Source organism: Pantoea sp. At-9b, assembly GCF_000175935.2.
GTDB lineage: Bacteria > Pseudomonadota > Gammaproteobacteria > Enterobacterales > Enterobacteriaceae > Pantoea.
Window position 1 is genome coordinate 1,939,862 of record NC_014837.1, and the last position, 21,356, is coordinate 1,961,217.

The 21,356-nt window shown below is 56.1% G+C and carries 15 protein-coding genes; 7 read left to right on the forward strand and 8 right to left on the reverse strand.

Annotated elements, in window-relative coordinates:
• Position 1 precedes the first annotated feature (1 nt).
• From araH to PAT9B_RS08910, 3 genes are all read left to right on the forward strand, one after another.
• A complete protein-coding gene (gene araH / locus PAT9B_RS08900) occupies positions 2-988 on the forward strand; it encodes an L-arabinose ABC transporter permease AraH (protein ID WP_013508924.1) in 987 nt (328 codons plus the stop codon).
• A gap of 71 nt (positions 989-1,059) precedes the next feature.
• On the forward strand, positions 1,060-1,977 hold the full coding sequence (araC, locus tag PAT9B_RS08905) for an arabinose operon transcriptional regulator AraC (protein ID WP_013508925.1): 918 nt from the start codon (positions 1,060-1,062) through the stop codon (positions 1,975-1,977).
• A gap of 77 nt (positions 1,978-2,054) precedes the next feature.
• Complete coding sequence (locus tag PAT9B_RS08910) at positions 2,055-3,095, forward strand: oxidoreductase (protein ID WP_013508926.1); 1,041 nt, start codon at positions 2,055-2,057, stop codon at positions 3,093-3,095.
• 45 nt (positions 3,096-3,140) lie between these two features.
• Here the strand turns inward: PAT9B_RS08910 and PAT9B_RS08915 are convergent, their stop codons facing one another.
• From PAT9B_RS08915 to malX, 4 genes are all read right to left on the reverse strand, one after another.
• Positions 3,141-4,712, reverse strand: a complete 1,572-nt coding sequence (locus tag PAT9B_RS08915) for a glycoside hydrolase family 19 protein (RefSeq protein ID WP_041525938.1) — start codon at positions 4,710-4,712, stop codon at positions 3,141-3,143.
• Between the two features lie 290 nt (positions 4,713-5,002).
• A complete protein-coding gene (gene add, locus PAT9B_RS08920) occupies positions 5,003-6,001 on the reverse strand; it encodes an adenosine deaminase (RefSeq protein WP_013508928.1) in 999 nt (332 codons plus the stop codon).
• A 118-nt stretch (positions 6,002-6,119) separates the two neighbouring features.
• Complete coding sequence (locus PAT9B_RS08925) at positions 6,120-7,298, reverse strand: MalY/PatB family protein (protein ID WP_013508929.1); 1,179 nt, start codon at positions 7,296-7,298, stop codon at positions 6,120-6,122.
• Positions 7,298-8,884: a maltose/glucose-specific PTS transporter subunit IIBC gene (malX, locus tag PAT9B_RS08930; protein ID WP_013508930.1), complete on the reverse strand. Its 1,587-nt coding sequence runs from the start codon at positions 8,882-8,884 to the stop codon at positions 7,298-7,300. The genes PAT9B_RS08925 and malX overlap by 1 nt, the downstream gene beginning before the upstream one ends.
• A 175-nt stretch (positions 8,885-9,059) precedes the next feature.
• On the opposite strand from malX, the gene malI reads away from it, so the two are divergent.
• Entirely contained in the window at positions 9,060-10,088 is a 1,029-nt protein-coding gene (gene malI, locus PAT9B_RS08935) for a Mal regulon transcriptional regulator MalI (RefSeq protein ID WP_013508931.1), read from the forward strand.
• A 37-nt stretch (positions 10,089-10,125) separates the two neighbouring features.
• On the opposite strand, the gene PAT9B_RS08940 is transcribed toward malI, so the two are convergent.
• Both PAT9B_RS08940 and manA read right to left on the reverse strand, forming a co-directional pair.
• Positions 10,126-11,625 carry a YdgA family protein gene (locus PAT9B_RS08940; protein ID WP_013508932.1) on the reverse strand — a complete coding sequence of 500 codons (1,500 nt, stop codon included), beginning with the start codon at positions 11,623-11,625 and terminating at the stop codon, positions 10,126-10,128.
• Between the two features lie 128 nt (positions 11,626-11,753).
• Entirely contained in the window at positions 11,754-12,929 is a 1,176-nt protein-coding gene (gene manA, locus PAT9B_RS08945; RefSeq protein ID WP_013508933.1) for a mannose-6-phosphate isomerase, read from the reverse strand.
• Positions 12,930-13,127: 198 nt separating this feature from the next.
• Here manA and fumC point away from each other — a divergent pair, with 198 nt between their 5' ends.
• Complete coding sequence (gene fumC, locus PAT9B_RS08950; RefSeq protein WP_013508934.1) at positions 13,128-14,525, forward strand: class II fumarate hydratase; 1,398 nt, start codon at positions 13,128-13,130, stop codon at positions 14,523-14,525.
• A 71-nt stretch (positions 14,526-14,596) separates the two neighbouring features.
• On the opposite strand, the gene tus is transcribed toward fumC, so the two are convergent.
• Positions 14,597-15,526, reverse strand: a complete 930-nt coding sequence (gene tus, locus PAT9B_RS08955; RefSeq protein ID WP_013508935.1) for a DNA replication terminus site-binding protein — start codon at positions 15,524-15,526, stop codon at positions 14,597-14,599.
• Between the two features lie 213 nt (positions 15,527-15,739).
• Here tus and PAT9B_RS08960 point away from each other — a divergent pair, with 213 nt between their 5' ends.
• Together PAT9B_RS08960 and PAT9B_RS08965 are read left to right on the forward strand one after the other, a co-directional pair.
• A complete protein-coding gene (locus PAT9B_RS08960; protein WP_013508936.1) occupies positions 15,740-16,939 on the forward strand; it encodes an MFS transporter in 1,200 nt (399 codons plus the stop codon).
• A gap of 160 nt (positions 16,940-17,099) precedes the next feature.
• A complete protein-coding gene (locus tag PAT9B_RS08965; protein WP_013508937.1) occupies positions 17,100-17,585 on the forward strand; it encodes an Rrf2 family transcriptional regulator in 486 nt (161 codons plus the stop codon).
• 609 nt (positions 17,586-18,194) lie between these two features.
• Here the strand turns inward: PAT9B_RS08965 and oqxB are convergent.
• Positions 18,195-21,347 (reverse strand): multidrug efflux RND transporter permease subunit OqxB, encoded by a 3,153-nt coding sequence (gene oqxB, locus PAT9B_RS08975; RefSeq protein ID WP_013508939.1) that lies wholly within the window; start codon positions 21,345-21,347, stop codon positions 18,195-18,197.
• Positions 21,348-21,356: the final 9 nt, after the last annotated feature.

The window sequence follows — 21,356 nt, forward strand, 5'->3', positions numbered from 1 at the left end:
TATGGCTTCATCTACCACTTCTAATACGCCACCTGCGCAGCGCAGCGGCCTGCAACTGGGGCGTATCTGGGATAATTTCGGCATGTTGGTGGTGTTCGCGCTGCTGTTTATTGCCTGTACCATTTTTGTTCCCAACTTCGGCTCCTTTATCAATATGAAAGGGCTGGGGTTGGCGATGTCGATGTCCGGGATGGTGGCGTGCGGCATGCTGTTTTGCCTCGCCTCCGGCGATTTTGACCTGTCGGTGGCCTCGGTTATCGCCTGTGCAGGTGTGGTGACGGCGGTGGTGATCAACCTCACCGAAAGTTTGTGGATTGGGGTCGCGGCAGGGTTACTGCTGGGTATGGCGACCGGCTTTATCAACGGTTTCGTTATCGCGCGGCTGAAGATCAATGCGTTGATCACCACGCTGGCGACCATGCAGATTGTGCGCGGTCTGGCTTATATCTTCTCAGACGGTAAAGCGGTGGGGATCGAAGATGAACGTTTCTTCGCCCTCGGCTATGCCAACTGGTTTGGCTTACCGGCCCCGATCTGGCTGACTATCGCCACCATGATCGTGTTCGGCTTTCTGCTGAATAAAACCACCTTTGGCCGCAACACGCTGGCGATTGGCGGGAACGAGGAAGCGGCGCGCCTCGCCGGGGTGCCGGTGGTGCGTACCCGTATCATCATCTTTATCCTTTCCGGACTGGTGTCGGCAGCGGCCGGTATCATTCTGGCCTCGCGTATGACCAGCGGTCAGCCGATGACCTCGCTGGGATACGAGTTGATCGTCATCTCGGCCTGCGTGTTGGGTGGGGTGTCGTTGAAAGGGGGCATCGGCAAGATTTCCTACGTGGTTGCCGGGGTGCTGATCCTCGGGACGGTTGAGAATGCGATGAATCTCCTGAATATTTCGCCCTTCTCACAGTATGTGGTACGCGGTTTGATATTGTTAGCAGCGGTGATTTTTGACCGCTACAAACAGAAAAATAAAGCCGCCTGAATCGGTGAACAGCACGGGACGGCGCAGGCCGTCCCGCTACGGTAATCAATCACGCGAAAAGTGAGGGCATTATGTACCACCGTGAACCCCCTGTGGCACAACAAAACCCGTTACTGCCGGGCTACCCTTTTAATGCCTGGCTGGTGGCCGGGCTAACGCCGATTACCGCCGATGGCCCGCTCGATTTTTTTATCGACCGTCCGCTCGGTATGAAAGGCTATATCCTCAACCTGACCATCAAGGGTGAAGGCCGGGTATTTGATGGCGAACAGTCATTCGACTGCCTGCCAGGCGATATGCTGCTGTTTCAGCCGAAAACCCCGCATTATTATGGCCGTGCGCCAGACAGCCCATGCTGGTTCCATCGCTGGGTCTATTTCCGCCCACGTGCTTACTGGACCGACTGGCTGCAATGGCAGGATGAAACCCAGGGTGTCGGGCGCTTGCGTCTGCCGGAAGCACAGCGCGCAGAATTTGACCGTCTGTTTGCCAGCATTGAACAGACCCATAACTCCGGACGGCGCTTCGCCGAAGAACTGGCGATGAACCTGCTGGAGCGGCTGTTATTGCGTGCGGTGGAAGAAGATCCGCGCAGCCATCAGCAAATTCGCGATCCACGCGTGATTGAAGCCTGCCAGTATGTGACCAATCATCTGGCCAGCGAGGTAAAAATCGAAGAAGTGGCGCGTCATGTCTGTCTGTCGCCGTCGCGTCTGGCCCACCTGTTCCGTGAGCAGATGGGGATTAACCTACTGCGCTGGCGTGAAGATCAGCGCGTGATCCGCGCGAAATTGCTGTTGCAGACCACCCAGGAACCGATCGCGTCCGTGGGGCGTGAAGTGGGCTATGATGACCAGCTGTATTTCTCGCGGGTGTTCCGCAAACGCGTCGGTGTCAGCCCGAGTGATTTCCGCCGTCGTAGTCAGGATGCGCACGATGCGCTGGTGGCGCAAGAGAGCTGGCAACCGGCACGGAGTGCGATATCCTGAGTTTTCGGCTGATTCCCGCTTGTCGCTACGCGCTGATTCGTCTTAAATCAGTCAGGTAACGAACAAGAGGAATGATAATGAGCGATAAACTTCGTGTCGGCCTGATAGGCTACGGATTTGCCAGCAAAACTTTCCATGCACCGCTGATCGCCGGAACGCCAGATGTTGAACTGGCGGCGATTTCCAGCAGCGACGCTGCTAAAGTGCACGCTGACTGGCCATCGGTGCAGGTGGTCAGCGATCCCCAAACATTGCTGGACGATCCGACACTGCATCTGATTGTCATTCCTACGCCGAATGACACCCACTTCCCTCTGGCAAAAGCGGCATTGAACGCCGGTAAACATGTGGTGGTTGATAAACCCTTTACCGTCACCCTGTCGCAGGCGCGCGAACTCGATGCGCTGGCGAAAGCCAAAGGCTTGCTGCTGTCCGTGTTCCATAACCGTCGTTGGGACAGCGACTTCCTCACATTGAAATCACTGCTGGCGGATGGCACCTTGGGTGAGATCCGTTATCTGGAGTCGCACTTTGACCGCTTCCGTCCGGAAGTCCGTCAGCGCTGGCGTGAGATGAAAGGGCCGGGCAGCGGTATCTGGTTTGATCTTGGGCCACATGTGCTGGATCAGGCGTTGCAGTTGTTTGGTACGCCAGTGGCGATCAATGTGGATATGGCGGAGTTGCGCACCGGTGCGCAAACCACTGACTATTTCCATGCCACGTTAACCTATCCACAACGGCGTGTGGTGCTGCATGCCAGTATGTTGGCGGCGGCGGAGTCGGCACGTTTTATTGTGCACGGCACCCGGGGTAGCTACGTCAAATATGGCCTCGATCCGCAGGAGGATCGCCTGAAAGCTGGCGAACGTCCGCCTAAAGAGGAGTGGGGTTACGATATGCGTGATGGCGTGCTGACCCTGGCGGACGGTGATGTGATGGTGGAGAAAGCACTGCTGACGCTGCCGGGCAACTATCCGGCCTACTATGCGGCCGTGCGTGACGCGATCGCGGGCACCGCTGCGAATCCGGTGACGGCGGAGGAAGCGATTCAGGTGATGGAGTTAATCGAGCTGGGTCTGCAATCGGCCGAAAAACGCCAGACCCTGTCACTGAAGTAATTGCACACGGTCCTCTGCCGTCAGTGGGAGAGGACCGTTAGAACATCAATCCTTGATGACAACATCCGGGAAACTGGCTTTGACGCAGCGAGTATAATCTCCCTGAGTCAATGCGCTGAAATCGTTCTCCTGCCAATTTACCAGCTTACAGGCATAAGACTTACCACCCGGATTCTCAGCCACGTAGCTATCATCTTTTACCCAGAACAACGGCATAGCCGCTGAACTGGCTTCACTGAATTGCTTCATCCCCTTACAACCCAGAACCTCGTTATCAGCAATGCTAACCCCGAGTTGTTTGGCGAATGCTTTATAGTACTCAATACGGTTTAATGACTGCTGAATTTCCACGCTACCACCACATTCGACGCCACCGTTAATGATCTGCGTCGTCACACCAAAACCGGGCACCAGACCATTGGCTTTATCAGCATCATTCGGCTGCCAGCTACCATCGATAACCGCCTGCATACTTGGTTTCGGCGGTTGTGGTTGTACATAGAAAAATATCGCGCTGGCCAGGTTAAGCCAGGTATCGGCAACCAGATTGGGAGCCTTCAGAAGGACATTCACGTCGCCAAACATGGCTTGCGAGAAGGCACCATAATTGAAGTTATAACTCAGTTGTTTGGCACCACGGCCAAAGTAACTGAGGGCATTGCCCTGGGCGTCTTTCGCGCACGGCCAGGCTTTTCCCTGCCAGGTATCAGGATTACAGGTTGCGCCAGTGTATTTATCATAAGAGGTTTCATCCAGGCCCATTTCCCGCACCCAATGCAAGCCCTGTTGCCACTGCGCGACGTCGCTCTGATTGGCATGTTCACCGGTTTCCTGAACAAAGTGCGCAAACATCGTGGCGAGGGTCTTTTTACAAATGGCATCGGCGTCCTGTCCATTTTCACCATCAGCACACAGCACCGGGAATTTCCCGACGGCTTTCAGGAAATTTTCATAGGTGTAGGCTGCATCGCGGTGTGGGAAGAAAGTCTCCCATTTATCCGCTGTTACCAGCGCTTCCACCCGTTTCACGTTCGCTGGGTTAGTTGCCGCTCCGGGTTTAATCTGCTCAACCTTATCGTTACTCAACGTGCGGATGGCGTTTTTCACCGCAACCAGTTGAGGAAAGTTTGTCAGGGTTTCTTCACGCGCATTCAGGGCTTTCTGGCTAATTTCCATGCCAGCTTCAGGTGCAACACCGTGCAGGTGCCAGGCGGCTTCCCATGCCCAACCTTCACCCGGTGCATAGGCAGAGGCTTGCCCACTACACCAGTTCGCTACCAGACATTGATAATCTTGGCCCTTATTGCTGACAATATCACCCTGCTTATACTGATTACCTGCCTGGTAGGGTGGATAGTCGGAGGGGCCGGTTTCAGGTGGCGTAGGGGGGATGGGTTCCGGGTCCGGCGTCGGTTCTGGATCGGTCTCAGGTGCGGTACCTATTTTTTCCCAGACGTTTTCCCAGACGTGCGTTACCGCTGCATTGGGTGTTTCGCCCGGATTGGCATACCATTGTGCTTGGAAATCATTTCCCTGCCAGGTGACCTTTTCTCCACCGGTGTAGGCTTTGTTGATATCGTATTTCTCATAGGCATGCAGTTGAAAGGATAACAGCATGCTGGCGCTGAGCAGGGATAATGCCACGCCCTGGAATTGGTACTTATTTTTCACTCAAATGATCTCATTCAAAAATATAACAAGAAGGTGCCGCAAGCGAGGCAACCGGAGGATGAATGAAACCATTGTGGATTTGTTTAAATCTTGTTCGATATCAAATTCATTAGCCACTCAAGTGGATTCTTGTTTTGACAAAGAAGTATCGGATCATGGCCATCAGTATTCGTAGCGGCGCGATTGGCTAACCAGCAGAACACGCCCGATAATCGCGCCGCTACGGCATGTGAACCTTATCCCGCTACGCGTGCGCGCAGTGCGGCTTTCTCTGCATCGCTCAGGAACGCAATCGTCACACCATTTTCCTGCGCCTGACGCAGTTCGGCGGCAGTCAGACCGGCCTGTGGTGCGGCTACCTGATACTCATGCGCCAGCTCAATGCCCTGTACGGCCGGGTCATCGGTGTTGATGGTGGCGAGAATTCCGTGGTTGAGGAAGGCTTTCAGCGGATGACTGGCGAACGAGGAGACGGTGCTGGTCTGAATGTTCGACGTCAGGCAGGATTCGATACCAATTTTCTGCTCGGCAAGAAAATCCATCAGTGCGCGATCTTCAATTGCCTTCACACCGTGGCCGATACGTTCGGCACCCAACTCACGAATTGCCTGCCAGATGCTTTCCGGGCCAGCGGCTTCACCGGCATGGACCGTGATACGGAAGCCAGCATCGCGGGCACGATTAAAGTGGCTAAGGAACTCGCTACCCGGGAAGCCCAGCTCGTCACCGGCCAGATCGACAGCGGTAATCCCGTCGCGATGCGCCAGTAAACCTTCCAGCTCGCGCAGGCAGGCTTCTTCGCCAAAAGTACGACTCATAATGCCGATCAGACGCACATCGACGCCGTATTGCTGCACGCCTGCACGCACGCCATCGATCACCGCTTCAACGACCCCGGCAATCGGTAACTGGTGAGTCATCGCCATATAGCCCGGCGAGAAGCGCAGTTCTGCGTAGTGAATCCCCGCACGCGCAGCATCTTCGACGTTTTCCAGTGCAATGCGACGGCAGGCATCGAGATCGCCCAGCACTTTTACGCCCCAGTCCAGCTTTTGCAGAAAGCTGACGAGGTCCGGTTCATTCGCGGTGACCTGCACATGTGGGCGCAGCGTCTCAAGGGTGGTTGCGGGCAGGGCAAGATTAAACTGGCGACCTAAATCGAGGATGGTTTGTGCACGGATGTTGCCATCAAGGTGGCGGTGGATGTCGGTCAGAGGGATTTTTGTATCAATCATGTCGCACTCGCAGAGTTATCGTAAAGTGCAGAGCATTATAAAAATATCTTGCGCAACAACGCCAGCAATTTGCGCAAATGCCAGGGCAGATGCTGCATAAAGCAGCATCTGATCCGGTTCAGCGGGTTTGCAGGGCGGCAATTAAGCGATTGAGTCCCTCGTCAAGTTTGGTGCGTGGGCACCCGGCATTGAGTCGCAGCCAACCGCGACTGGCTGCGCCATAGGTGGAGCCGGGCATCATGGCGACCTTGTAGTGGTGAATCAGGCGTTGCTGTAATTGCTGTTCATCAATATCCAGCGGATTCAGATCGATCCATGCCAGATAGGTGGCGGCTGGCGGTTGCCAGTTGAGCTGCGGAAAAGCCTGGTTCAGGCGATGTGCCACGTGCTGCATATTCGCGTGCAGATAACGACGCAGTGCATCCAGCCAGGGGGCACCTTCGCGATAGGCGGCAATGGTGGCTGCCAGAGCCATCACCGCCGGAGAGGATAAACCATCCTGCTGCTTCAAAGCGCGAAACCATGCCTGCCGATCATTGCTATCGTCAATGATCCCCCAAGCCCCGGTCAGCGCCGGAATATTGAAACTTTTCGAGGCAGCGGTGAACAGCGCCCAGCCCGATTGGGCCACGGTGCTCCACGGGAGATGCTGCGCGTCACTCAGCACCATATCCATATGGATTTCGTCGCTGATCACCTTTACCCCATGCCGGGCGCACAGCGTTGCCATCTGCTGTAACTCATCGTGTCGCCACACTTTGCCGGTCGGATTGTGCGGGCTACACAGCAGCATCACTTTACAGCGTGGGCGCGCCAGCTGTTGCTCAAGCTGTTGCATATCGCAATGCCACTGCTGGCCGTCCGGTCGTAATGGCAGGGCCAGCACCCGGCGTTGGTTGCTTTCAATCGTGTGGTAAAACGCATCATAAGCCGGAGTGTGGATCAGCACTTCATCATCAGGCTGTGTCCAGTGGCGCAGTAACTGCGCCACCATATAGATCACCGAAGGTCCATACACAATCGATTCCGCAGCGACTGGGTAAGCAAAGCGCGTCTGCATCCAGTGCTGAATGGCGCTGAGAAAGGCCTCGTGTTGCCAGCGGCTATAACCCAATACGCCGTGATCAAGCCGCTGATGCAGGGCCGTAATGATGCAAGGCGCGGTTGCAAAATCCATATCTGAGATGGTGAAGGGCAGCAGGTCGGGCACACCAAAGCGGTCTGCAACGAAATCCCACTGGGTGCACCAACTGCCGTGGCGGTCAATCACCTGGTCAAAGTTGAAGGTCGGCATCATCACACCGTCGCACTCATCAAATGGGCCATTTCATCTTTCACCGACTGCACCTGTGGGCCAATCACCACCTGCACGCTGGTTTGATTAAGATGTACCACACCAATTGCGCCATTCGCCTTCAGCGCGGCATCGTCGACTTTGCTCATATCAGCAACCGACAGGCGCAGACGGGTCAGGCAATTATCTAATGAGGTGATATTTTCGATGCCGCCAAGCGCAGCGAGGATGGCCGGGGTGTTATAGCCGGATTTGCCCACGCCAGCGCGGCTGACCTGCTGCTCCAGCTGGCTGTTATCGACTTCGCGTCCCGGGGTTTTGATGTTGAAGCGCGTAATGGCAAAACGGAAGATGCAATAATAACCGGCAAACCAGATCGCGGCGATCACCGGCACCCAGTACCATTTTGTCGACAGGCCATGCAGGATGCCAAATACCAGGAAATCGATCACATTGCCGTCGGTATTACCGATAGTGACGCCGAGAATGGCCATCACGGTAAAGCCAAGGCCGGTCAGCAGGGCGTGGATCAGATAGAGTACCGGGGCGACAAACAGGAACAGAAATTCAATCGGTTCCGTGGTGCCGCCGACCACACAGGCCACCACGCCAGAAATCAGCAGACCTTTAATTTTGTGACGATTTTCCGGCCGGGCGCAGTGATACATCGCCAGCGCCGCACCGGGCAGGCCGCCGAGGAAGGCGGGCATTTTACCTTGCGACAGGAAGCGCGTAGCGCTCTCGGCAAATCCCTGGGTTGACGGACACGCCAGTTGGGCCTGGAAAATGGTCAATGCGCCGCTCACCGAATGGCCGCACACATCGAGGGTGCCGCCCGCATCGGTGAAGCGGATAATGGCGACGAGGATATGTTGCAGGCCAAAGGGCAGCAGCAGACGTTCGCCAGTACCAAACAACATCGGGCCAAAGTCGCCAGCGCTATTGATCATCCAACCCAGACCGGTAATGGCGCGTGCGAACCATGGCCAAATCATCGGGACCACCAGGCCCAGCACACCCATCATCAGCGTGGTGATAATCGGGACAAAGCGGGTGCCGCCGAAAAAGGCCAGCGCATCCGGCAGACGGATGTTGTGAAAGCGTTCATGCAGCCAGAACACCACGATACCCACAATCACCGCGCCGAGAATACCGGTATCGATCGAGGGAATGCCAAGAATAGTTTGTATGTTGTTGGCTTTCAGTACCGCGGTATCGGTGGTAGGGAGAATCGCGTTGATATTCAGCCAGAAATTGATGCTGAGATTGAGCACCGCATAGCCGACAAAACCGGCGAACGCGGCAACCCCTTTGTTTTCGCGCGCCATCCCGAGCGGGATGGCGATGGCGAACATCACCGGAAGATAGCTGAAGGCAAATGATCCGATTTTCGCCATCCAGATAAACAGATACTGCAACAGCGGCTGGTCGAGCAGCGGAATCAACCGCAGAACATCGTGGCTGCTCAGTGAGCTGCCGATACCCAGCAAAATGCCGCAAAACGACAGCAGCGCCACCGGCAACATAAAAGTCTTACCCAAACTTTGAAAAAACTCCCAAAGCGACATTTTCGGTCGACTACTGGACATAGCGTTCTCCTGGCAAAGCAATGATCAACGTGAAGTGCGCGCATGATAAAACGTTTTACCAAGAGATATTCCTGCCAAAATCCAAAATTGTGATTAACGTTACGCTTTCTTTTTATGTTGAACGGTGTAACGTTTTATCTCATTGTTTCTACACTCTACAGCCGTGACCCACACCATGACGCAGCAGAAGATAACCATTCATGAAGTCGCTGAGGCAGCCGGTGTCTCCGTCACCACCGTTTCGCTGGTGCTCTCCGGTAAAGGGCGTATATCCACCGCCACCAGTGCCCGCGTCAATCAGGCGATTGAACAACTGGGTTATATCCGCAATCGATCGGCTGCCGTGTTGCGCGGGGCCGAAAGTGGTGTGATTGGCCTGATTGTGCGCGACCTCAGCCAACCCTTTTATGCCGCCATGACCGCCGGTTTGAGTGAGGTGCTGGAACAGCAGGGTAAGATGCTGGTGCTGACGCAAAGCGGCCACCACGGGCAGCAGCTGGAGCGCTGCTTTGCCTCATTAGTGGCGCAGGGAGTGGATGGGGTGATTTTAGGCGGTGCTCCGGAGCAGGCCGAAAAATGGGTGGCGCAGGCGCAGGAGCAGGGGATCGCCCTGGTCTGCGCGGCGCGGGCCAGTAGCCTGGACCAGGTGGATTCCCTCCATCCGGATAATAGCCAGGCCGCGCGTCTCGCCACCGAATACCTGATTCGTAAGGGACATCAACGTATTGCCTGGATCGGCGGCTCCACCGCATCGCTGACGCGCGCTGAGCGTATCGGAGGCTACTGTGCCACCTTGCTGCAATATGGCTTACCCTTCCGGCCTGAATGGATCATTGAATGTGGTGACCGTCAGCCCGAGGTGGCAGCGGTCACCGCGCAGCTGTTGCGCCAGCATCCGGGTATCACGGCAATTCTGGCACACAACGCGACGGTGACGCTGGGCTGTTATTTTGGCGCGCTGCATAGCGGCAGAACGCTGGCGGAAGGGGCGGTGGGGAGCTACTACAGTCAGCAACTGGCGTTAGTCGGCTTCAATGACGACCCGCAGCGGGAGTTGTACGATCCGGCGCTGACCTTTGTCAGTAGCGGTGCGCGTGAAGTGGGACGTCGCGCCGGGCAGCGCATGTTGCAGCGGCTGGCACAGCCGTCAGGTGAGGTGCAGACCTTAATCGTTCCGCCACTGCTGCTGCCCGGGCGGGCATAAAAAAAAGCGGCTGGTAAGCCGCTTGTTTCGTTGTGGATTACTCCGGCATTCCTTCACTGGTTTGGCTGCCCAGCATATAACGAGACAGGAACTGTTCGAGCGACAGCTTATCGCCGTTCATCGTGACCTGACCGTTGCCGTATTGCAGGCTGGTGGTGATGTTGTCATCCTGCTGCTGGGTCAGGCGGAACATCTGGCCCATGGCCGCCAGGCCTTTTACCTGCTGATCTGCCAGCTTCTGGGCGTCATCGCCCTGGTAGCCTTCAGCCAGCCCCACATGGCGCATCACCTCGGTCGCCATCGGCATATTGATCACCAGCTTACCGTCCAGGGTTTTCAGCACGCGATCCACAGCCGCACTCAGGGTTTGCGCCTCACCGGTGACACTGGCCGGATCGTTGAAACCGACATTCAGGTTAAAGGTGCTCTCGCCTTTATCGTTTTTCCAGCTCAGCGGTGCGATGCTGACTGTGGGTGAGCCTTTCAACAAGGTCGGCAGATTGTTCATCAGAATGGTATGAACACCTTCCTGATAACGGATCGGATCATCGATCAGACCCGGCTGATTAAGCAGGCTCTGAATTTGCGTGTTGTAGCTATCGGAGAAGGCTTTGACCGCCTGGGCATCAAACTGCGCCAGTTTCATTGTCACTTTGGCTTCGCCAAATGGCTGTTTTTGCAGGCTGATATTGCCGACCTGATAATCGATCTGGCCGCCAATTTTACCGTCTTTGTTGTCAAATGATGACGTGCCGTTCATTTTTTCCAGCGTCAGACCTTCCTGGCCGTTGACGCTGGCGGTCAGCTTATCCAGGGTGATCTGTTGATCGCCCACGCGTACCCCTTCCGGGCTCAAATGGGTGTCACCACTCATCTTCAGACCATTAAGCGTGAACAGCACCGGCTGGTTGACTTCGTTCTTGCTGGCAAAGGCGATGCTGGAGAAATCCCCCTGCAGGCCAATGTTGTTGCCCTGCTGGTCAGCACTGACGTTTAGCGTGCCGCCGTTCGTTGCCAGACGCACGCCATTCTGCGCATCCTGGTAATCGGCCGGTAACAGGGTCAGTGCGGTATCCGTCGCGCCGCTATAGCCAATGCGCGTATCAGCGTTAACCAGTGATTTGCCATTGGTCAGTTCAAACAGTTTCTTCACCGCATCGGTGTTTTCCAGCTCGCTATGCACCGAGGCCATGCTGGGGATCAGCACGCCATGCTTCAGCTGAGAAAAGGGGAAGGGGCCGTGGTCGATCACGGTGTTCAGCACAATGCTCTGGCCCGGCTTCAGCAGCGGGTTGTCTTCAGTTTGCGAGCTGGCTTGCAGCACCAGTTTGGCTTTACTGCTGAACAGGCCGCGCTGGTAATCCTGATAACTCAGCGTCAGGCGGCTGTTGGGCGCGTAAGCGTTGATTTGTGCATTGGCGTTTTGCACCATCTGGTCAATATGGCTTTCCAGTTGCTTGCCAGTGAACCAGGCGGCGCCGGTCCAGATTACCCCGAGGGCCACAATGACACCTACGGCAATCTTGGTCTTTTTCATCGCTGAGTCGTCCTTATCCATGCGTCCGCAGGCACCTGGTGTGTGCGGCGGGTGAAGAAAAACGCCCGCAGGCGTTTTAAATTAATAGTTTGAAAATGATAGCAGTTAACCGGACGGTCGTCAGCCGCTTATGGGAGGGTATTGAAGACGCGAGCCAGGCGACCGCTGCCGACGGCGGTTACGGGCGATTCACTGGCGGCGATAAAGCAGGACTCACCCGGTTGCAGTACCAGTTGCTGCCCCGATTTCTCAATCACCGCCTGACCTTCAATGCAAAACAACAGCGCGGCGCTTTGCTGTGCCAGGGTTTGCGGTTGGGCATGCAGGGTGTGAATGGCGAAGGCAAAGTCCTCGACCGGAATCGGGAAATTGAGCGTGTCGCCCTGTTGCTGCGGTTGCGTCAGCAGCGTCGCTGCCGGTTTGGCGTGGAATTTCAGGTTCGCCAGCAGCTCCGGGATATCAATAAACTTCGGTGTCAGACCAGCACGCAACACGTTATCTGAGTTCGCCATCACTTCCAACGCCACGCCTTTCAGATAGGCATGCGGCGTTTCGGCAAACAAAAACATCGCCTCGCCCGGTTGCAGGGTGATCACGTTCAGCAGCAACGGTGAGAACAGGCCGTTGTCATCCGGATAATCGGCGGCAATGGTTTTAATCGTCTGCCAGGGTTCGCCTTCATGGGCGTTAAGCGCCGCTTTCAACACGCCGAGGGCACGTGATTTGGCATCATCGGTGAGCGAAAGCAGGGTGGTGAACAGGGTCACCAGATTGGCTTCGTCGGCATGCTCCAGGAAGTGGGCGATCTGCGGATGCGCACCTGCCACCGGCTCGAACAGCGAAACAATTTCATGCAACTCACGAAAGCCATTCATCGCCTGAAAAGGGGTCAGCGCGTAAACCAGCTCTGGCTTGTGGTTGGCATCTTTATAGTTACGTTCGGCGGCACTCAGGGGGATCCCGGCGGCATTCTCCCGGGCAAAACCTGCTTCGGCAGCGCTTTTGCTTGGGTGGACCTGAATCGATAACGCCTGATCGGCGCACAGCACTTTAAACAGAAACGGCAGCTCTCCAAAGCGCTGCGCGACCGCCGCACCCAACATCGCGGTTTTATCGGCTTCAATCACGTCACGCAGTGAGCGTGTCTCGCCATTGATCTCGACGGTGGAGGGGCTTTTAGGGTGGGCTCCCATCCAGAGTTCAGCCATCGGTAATCCTTGCGGGTTAGCGATGCCATACAGTTCGGTCAGCGCTGTTGTGCTGCCCCATGCGTAGTTTTGCAGCGAATTGTTCAATTTTTGCATCATTCATCCCCGATAACGGTAAGGCTATAAGCATTTTAAGGCATAAACAGCCATTGAAAATACATCAATCAGTGCAATAAATGCGAATGACTCTCATAATGTAAAATTCTGAAAAGTGACAATCTTGCCCGCTCAGTCGATCGCGCATGACGTGACGCTGAGCCTAAACCTCAATATCTGAGTTAAGGAGACGTAGTCATGGCAGCCCATCGCATTGAAAAAGACTCAATGGGACCGATTGAAGTACCGGCAGATAAGTTGTGGGGCGCGCAAACGCAGCGTTCACTGGAACATTTCCGTATCTCGACAGAAAAAATGCCGGTTGCGTTGGTGCATGCTCTGGCGCTGACCAAACGTGCGGCGGCTCAGGTCAACCGCGATCTGGGCCTGCTACCGGCCGAGCGTGCTGATGCCATTATGAAGGCTGCCGACGAAGTGCTGGCCGATAAGCACAGCGATGAATTCCCGCTGGCAATCTGGCAGACCGGCTCTGGCACCCAGACGAACATGAACATGAACGAAGTGCTGGCGAACCGCGCCAGCGAGATCCTCGGTGGCGAACGCGGTATGTCACGTCTGGTGCATCCGAACGATGACGTCAATAAAAGCCAGAGCTCCAACGATGTGTTCCCGACGGCGATGCACGTTGCGGCAGTGATTGCGGTGCGGGAGCAGCTGATCCCACAATTGCTGGTGCTGAAAAAAACGCTCAACGACAAAGCGGAAGCGTTTAAAGACATCGTCAAAATTGGTCGAACCCACTTACAGGATGCGACACCCTTGACCCTCGGCCAGGAGATTTCCGGTTGGGTGGCGATGCTGGAACATAACCTCAAGCACATTGAACACAGCATCCCGCATCTGGCCGAACTGGCGCTGGGCGGAACGGCGGTGGGCACCGGTCTGAACACCCATCCGGAATATGCGGTGCGCGTGGCAAAAGCGTTGGCCGAGCTGACCGAGCAGCCGTTTGTTACCGCACCGAATAAATTCGAAGCACTGGCAACGGTCGATGCGCTGGTGCATGCGCACGGCGCGTTGAAAGGTCTGGCGGCGTCACTGATGAAAATCGCCAACGATGTGCGTTGGTTGTCATCCGGCCCGCGCTGCGGCATTGGCGAACTTTCCATCCCGGAAAACGAACCGGGTAGCTCGATCATGCCGGGCAAAGTGAACCCGACGCAGTGTGAGGCGCTGACGATGCTGAGCTGCCAGGTACTGGGTAATGATGTGGCGGTCAACGTGGGCGGCGCATCCGGTAACTTCGAGTTGAACGTCTTCCGTCCGATGGTGATCCACAACTTCCTGCAATCGATCCGTTTACTGGCTGACGGCATGGACAGCTTTAATCACCACTGCGCCGTGGGCATTGAACCAAACCGCGACCGTATCGAACAATTGCTGAACGAGTCGTTGATGCTGGTCACCGCGCTCAATACCCATATCGGCTACGACAAAGCGGCGGAAATCGCCAAGAAAGCCCATAAAGAGGGTCTAACCCTGAAAGGTTCAGCGTTGAAGTTGGGTTATCTGACTGAAGAGCAATTCGATGCCTGGGTGCGCCCGGAAGAGATGGTTGGCAGTATGAAGGCGTAAATTACTCAAGTCTGCAAAAATCCGTAGCGGCGCGATTTATCGCGCGATAAGTCTCGCCGCTACGGCCATCATCAGGCCAGCCGATCGCACCACAGGTGCAGGCGCGGAATAATCAGATGCAGGGGTTCAGCCTGCGGTTTATACCGGTGCGCCACATTGTCGGCATCATAATCAAGCAGTTCTCCCAATACCGGCACCTGACTGCGATCGCGGCATAACACCAGCAGCGGAGAAGGGCAGGCAAGCTGGGTTTGTTTCTTTTCCTCGGCACGCCAGACGCGCGCTACCGGCTGAACTTTCACCGGGCGCTTGATTTTCAGGCGGGCGGAGATCGGCAGATCACGCACCGCTTCCAGCTCTTGTTGCACCTTCTCTGCCCACTGTTCACGCGACCAGGGGGCCTGAGCGCGGTTCGCTTTCAGGCTGCGTTCCAGCTGTTCAATGATCTCTTCACGCTTAACGTTTTTGATGATGTTCTTGTTGGCCCAGCCGAAGCGCAGGCTGTCCGGGGAGTCCAGCAGGGTGACATTGCGGTAGGCGTTCAGGGTAATCAACCCACGTAAATGCTGATGGACAAACTCGAAGCGCGCTTCACTCGGCAGGCCGGACTCTACGGTGATCAACTGTTCCAGCCGCTGTTTGAGCGCGTTAATCTCCGCCACCTGGCGGGTGATCATTTCGCTGGCCAGCTGATCCGCTTCAATACAGATGGCACCCGGCAGGCGTACCGCCGCTTTGGTACTGAGTTTTTCTGACTGATGCTGCATAAACAGCCGACAATAATGGGTGAGCGCCATCTCCCGGGCTTCAGCGCCCAGGTGCTGCGTCACTTTAATGCGTGATATCTCGTCGTGTTCATGGCCTTTTTCGATATCCGGCAAACCAAACACGCGCGCGATCAGTAAAGGTTGCTGCTCGACCTGCTGGCGCAGTGCGCCCAGATGCTCCTCCAGCGTGTTCACGCAGGCGTGCAGGTCAGCAATTAAATCGTAACGAGCCATAGCATGTCTCCATAGTTACAACATACCAAATGTGGCAGGAGATGACAGCGATGGCAAGCGCGGTTAATAATTACAACATACTTTTTATTTGTTGAAATATACCGCAGGTTTGCAGCCATGATGTAAGGATTACGCTAACCAGAAGGCATAAGCATTTTTCGTGATGGATGAACGTGTTATAACAAATACTTTGCCTGCTAGCGGAATATTCACGTGGAGCATCACGCAAAGCCCGGCGTTCCCGCCATTATCACTCTCGGGCTGGTTCAAATTCTCTCCTGGGGCGGCTCATTTTACCTGATGGCGGTGATGGCCAATCCGATCGTCGCAGAAACCGGCTGGTCACAACAGTGGGTTTACGGTGCCTTGTCGCTGGGCATTCTGGTGTCCGGGTTACTGGCACCGTTGAGTGGCCGGTTAATTGCGCGCGCACGAGGCCGTGCTTTGCTGGCCGGAAGCGGGGCAATGATGGCGATCGGGCTGGTGGTGATGGGGTTGAGCCACAGTTTGCTCCTGTTCCTGTTCGCCTGGGTGATTATCGGTATCGGCATGGCAATGGGTCTGTACGATGCGCTGTTTGCCACCCTTGGCACCTTGTACGGCGGGCAAGCGCGTGGTGCCATTACCGGTATCACGCTGATTTCCGGTTTCTGCACCACGCTGGTGTGGCCGGGTACGGCGTTGCTGATCCACTGGCTTGACTGGCGCGGAGCCTGCTTTGCCATCGCGTTGTTGTTATGTGTGGCGGTGCTACCGGCGTATGGCTATGCCTTGCCCCCGGCGAGGTTACAAAAGAAAACGCTGCAACCGACCAAATCAGCGGCGCACAGTGATTTAGCGCCCGGGCTGTTCTGGTTGCTGTGCAGTATCTTCACGCTGGCCTCGGTGATTATGACCGCTATCTCGGTGCAATTGATTACCTTGTTACAGGCCAGCGGTCACTCTCTGACGGCGGCGCTGGCGATCAGCGCGATTCTCGGGCCTTGCCAGGTAGGATCGCGCATTGTCGATATCGCTTTCAAACGCGGCCATCCCATCTGGACCACCTTTTTCTCGGTGGGTTTGGTTGCCGTTGGCCTGCTGCTGCTGGCCTGTTTTCCGCAGTTTGCGTTGCTGAGTATGGTGCTTTACGGTGCCGGAAATGGTTTACGCGCCATCGTCCGGGGAACTTTACCGCTGGTGATGGTCAAACCAGAGGCCTATGCCGTAGTGGTCGGGCGTATGGCTCGTCCGGCGTTGATTGGACAGGCGTTGACGCCGCTGGTTGGCGGCTATGTTTTTCAGCAGTTGGGCGCGAGCGCCACCCTGTGGATGCTTTGCCTGCTGGCGTTAATTAACGTGCTGTTGGTGGTAGTGCTGAAGCAAAAATTGCCGCAGTCCAGCCCGCAGCAGGAAAGGGAAGTGATAAATTAAGCACCCTGTGCGCTTGTGGCTAAGGAAATGATGAATACGTGCCTTGATCACAGTCGCTCGCTTCTAAAAAGCAACAGTGTTTGTTATATTTATTGCTCAATGATTACTCACTGCCGCGGCATGAAAACAACAAGATAGACCGCAACTCAGGATTAAAGAAATGCTTGATTACCGCTTCCCGACAGCTTTGCAGATGGTTTTGAGCGTAGCGATGGCGGAGCAATTGGGTAAACGCTCGACCAGTGCCATTCTGGCGTATGGTCTGGAGGCGAACCCCAGTTTCATTCGGAAACTTATGGTTCCGCTCACACGCGACGGCATCATTGTCTCGACGCTTGGGCGCACCGGTTCGATTCATCTGGGCCGTCCTGCCAGCGAGATCACCCTGCGCGATATTTATACCTCGGTGATTGAAGACAAAAAACTCTGGGCATCGCGTCCGGACGTCGCGCCGCGTTGTCTGGTGAGCGCTAACCTGTGCTGGTATTTCAAATCGATTGCCGATGAAGCCGAACAGGCATCATTAAACGTGCTGGAAAAACGCACGGTAGCCGATGCGCTGGCTGAACTGAAAAAACGCGACACCAGCAACTGCGAACCCCTGCCAGACTTCGAAATCGAAGACCTCTGCAAGAAATCCCGCTGATTCTCCCGGAGCGCATTGCTGCGCTCCCAGTTCCGTAGCGGCGCGATTTATCGCGTGCCTTTGACCTTAAAGCAGCCGCCAAAACCTGCGCGATAAATCGCGCCGATATGGATGTTTCGCGCATAAAAAATCCGGGCGCATGGCCTGATGCTGGTCAGTTACGTAATCGGTGATAACGCCGTCTGGTGTCGCTCTGGGGCTGGCGGTCCTCGCGCCGCTGACGCGGTGCCTTCACGTCATTCGTCTGCCTGACGGACCGGCGGGGATGGAACATCCCTGTTCCACCCCGCCTTTCGCGCGCATCCATGCGCGCTCTCCTGGCAGACTCATTCTGTTCAGCGCTGCGGATTGCCTGCCCCAGAGCGGCCCCAGCCTGCTCCGAAGCGTCGGTGCGTGGTGTCAGAAAGGGCACAATCGTGAAGGCCATCGCCCCTCTGCTGCTGCAAAGGGCTGCCCGGCAGCAGCAGAGGGGCGATGGCCCACAGCAGAGTACGCATGAAAAAAGGCTGCCATTCTTTAAACAATGGCAGCCTTACCCGAATATGGCCTTAACTGACCAGCATTAGGCCAGTAGACCGGATTTGGTGTTGCTCTGGAACCGCTGAGTGATTACACCGTCTGCATTTCGCCTTCCGGCTGTTTGCGTGTCACCAACTTACGCAACGTGACATAAAACACCGGCGTCAGGAACAAGCCGAACAGCGTCACGCCCAGCATGCCGGAGAACACGGTAATGCCGGTCACCCCGCGCACCTCGGCACCGGCACCTTCACCGAGAATCAACGGGATAGTCCCGGCAATAAAGGCGATAGAGGTCATGACGATGGGGCGCAGACGCAGACGACAGGCTTCCAGCGCCGCTTCGACAATCCCTTTACCCTGCATCTCCAGCTCACGCGCAAATTCGACGATCAGAATCGCGTTTTTACACGCCAGCCCCATCAGCACCACTAAACCGACCTGTACAAACACATTGTTATCACCGCCGGTCAGCCACACGCCGACCAGTGCCGACAGCATGGTGACCGGTACGATCAGGATCACCGCCAGCGGCAACGTCCAGCTCTCGTACAGCGCCGCCAGCACCAGGAAGGCCAGCAGCACCGACACCGGGAACACGATAAACGCCGCATTGCCCTGAGTGGATTGCTGGTAACTGAGATCGGTCCATTCAATGTTCATACCATTCGGCAACAACTGGTTAGCGAGTCCTTCCACTTTGGTCATCGCCTGCGCTGACGACAACACGCGCGGGTCGGCATCACCAATCAAATCCGCCGCCGGATAACCGTTATAGCGGATCACCGGGTCGGGACCGTAGGTGGTGGTGATATTCACCATGCTGCCGATCGGCACCATCTCGCCACGATCGTTGCGGGTACGCAGGTTAGCAATATCCTGCACACTATCGCGGAAATCGCCATCCGCTTGTGCCATCACGCGCCAGGTGCGGCCAAACTTATTGAAATCATTCACATAAGAGGAGCCGAGATACACCTGGAGGGTGCTGAACAAGTCAGTCAGCGACACGCCCTGCGCTTTGGCTTTATCACGATCAACCTGTACATCCAACTGCGGTACATTGGCCTGATAGGAAGAGATCGGGAACATCATGCCTGGCGTCTGCATTACCGCACCGGAGAGGGTATTGATCGCCGTTTGCAGCTCGCCATAACCGAGACCGGCGCGATCCTGCACGTAAAGCGAATACCCCGACCCCTGACCCAAGCCCAGAATCGGCGGCGGCATAATGGAGAAACCGAAACCATCCTGAATCTTGCTGATCTTGGCATTCAGCTCGGCGTTGATTTCCGCCGCACTGCGTTTACGCTGGTCAAACGGTTTGAGACCGAAGAACACCGTTCCGGTATTCGGCGTATTGGTGAACTGCAACGCGTTCAGACCGGGGAAGGCGACGGCATAATCAACACCTTCGGTATTCATGCCAATCTCACTCATCTTGCGGATGACTTCATCGGTACGCGCCAGCGACGATCCTTCTGGCATCTTCACACCACCAATCAGGTACAGCTTATCCTGGGTCGGGATAAAGCCGCCCGGCACGCTGTGGAACATCCAGCCTGCACCTGCCAACAACAGCACATAGACGCCAAACACCGCACCGCGACGCCGCAGGGTTTTGCTTACCATCGATTGATAACCGTCAGCGCTGCGCTGGAAGAAACGGTTAAACGGACGGAATAGCCAGCCCAGTAACCGGTCAATCAGGCGCGATGGCAGATCTTTCGGCGCATGGTGTGCCTTCAGCAATTTGGCTGCCAGCGCCGGAGAGAGCGTCAGCGAGTTAATCGCCGAAATCACCGTCGAAATCGCGATCGTGACGGCGAACTGCTTATAAAACTGACCGGTCACCCCGGACAAGAACGCCATGGGCACGAACACCGCACACAGCACCAGTGCAATGGCGATAATCGGCCCGGAGACTTCACGCATCGCCTGATGCGCCGCAGCCACCGGCGATAACCCTTGTTCGATATTACGTTCGACGTTCTCCACCACCACGATGGCGTCATCCACCACGATACCGATGGCAAGCACCAGACCGAACAGGCTCAGGGTGTTGAGTGAGAAGCCCAACAAATACAAGACACTGAAGGTCCCCACCACGGAAACCGGCACCGCCAGCAACGGAATGATCGATGCACGCCAGGTTTGCAGGAACAGAATCACCACCAGCACCACCAGTACAATCGCTTCCATCAGCGTCTGCACCACGGCCTTGATCGAGTCACGCACGAACACCGTCGGGTCATACGGCGCTGCCCACTGCACATCGTCCGGGAAGCGGGTCGCCAGCTCTGCCATTTTGGCGCGCACCGCGTTGGAGAGATCGATGGCATTCGCCCCCGGTGACTGGAAGATACCGATGCCGACCGCATCTTTATTATTGAGCTGTGAACGCAGCGCATAGCTGCCGGAACCCATCTCAATACGGGCGACGTCACGCAGGCGCACCAGTGAACCGTCATCGGCGGTTTTCAGGATGATATCGCCGAATTGCTGCTCGCTTTCCAGTCGTCCCTGGGTGTTAATCGACAGCAGGAAATCGCTCTCTTTCTTCAGCGGTTCGGCACCGAGTTGCCCGGCAGAAACCTGCACGTTCTGCTCCTGCATGGCCGTCACCACATCGGAAGCGGTCAGGCCGCGCGCCGCGACTTTATTCGGGTCAAGCCAGATGCGCATCGCATATTCACCAGAACCGAAGATCTGAATCTGCCCCACACCCGGCAGGCGTGCCAGCTCATCTTTCACCTTCAGGGTGGCGTAGTTACGCAGATACAACGAATCGTACTTGCCATGCGGCGAGAACAGATGCACCACCAGCGTCAGGGTCGGCGACTGTTTCTGCGTGGTCAGGCCCAGTTGGCGCACTGCCTCTGGCAGACGCGCTTCCGCCTGCGCCACGCGGTTCTGTACCTGAACCTGTGCCTGGTCGGGATCGGTCCCTGGGCGGAATGTCACGGTGGTCACCAGTACGCCATCGGAACCGGCGACTGATTTCATGTACATCATATTTTCCACCCCGTTGATCGCTTCTTCCAGCGGCGTCGCCACCGAGTCGGCAATCACTTTGGGGTTGGCACCGGGATATTCTGCGCGTACCTGTACGCTGGGCGGCACCACGTCGGGATATTCACTGATCGGCAGCAGCGGAATGGCGATCAGCCCGGTCACAAATATCAAAATCGACAGCACAGCCGCAAAAATCGGCCGGTCGATAAAAAAGCGGGAGAAATCCATAACAGGCAG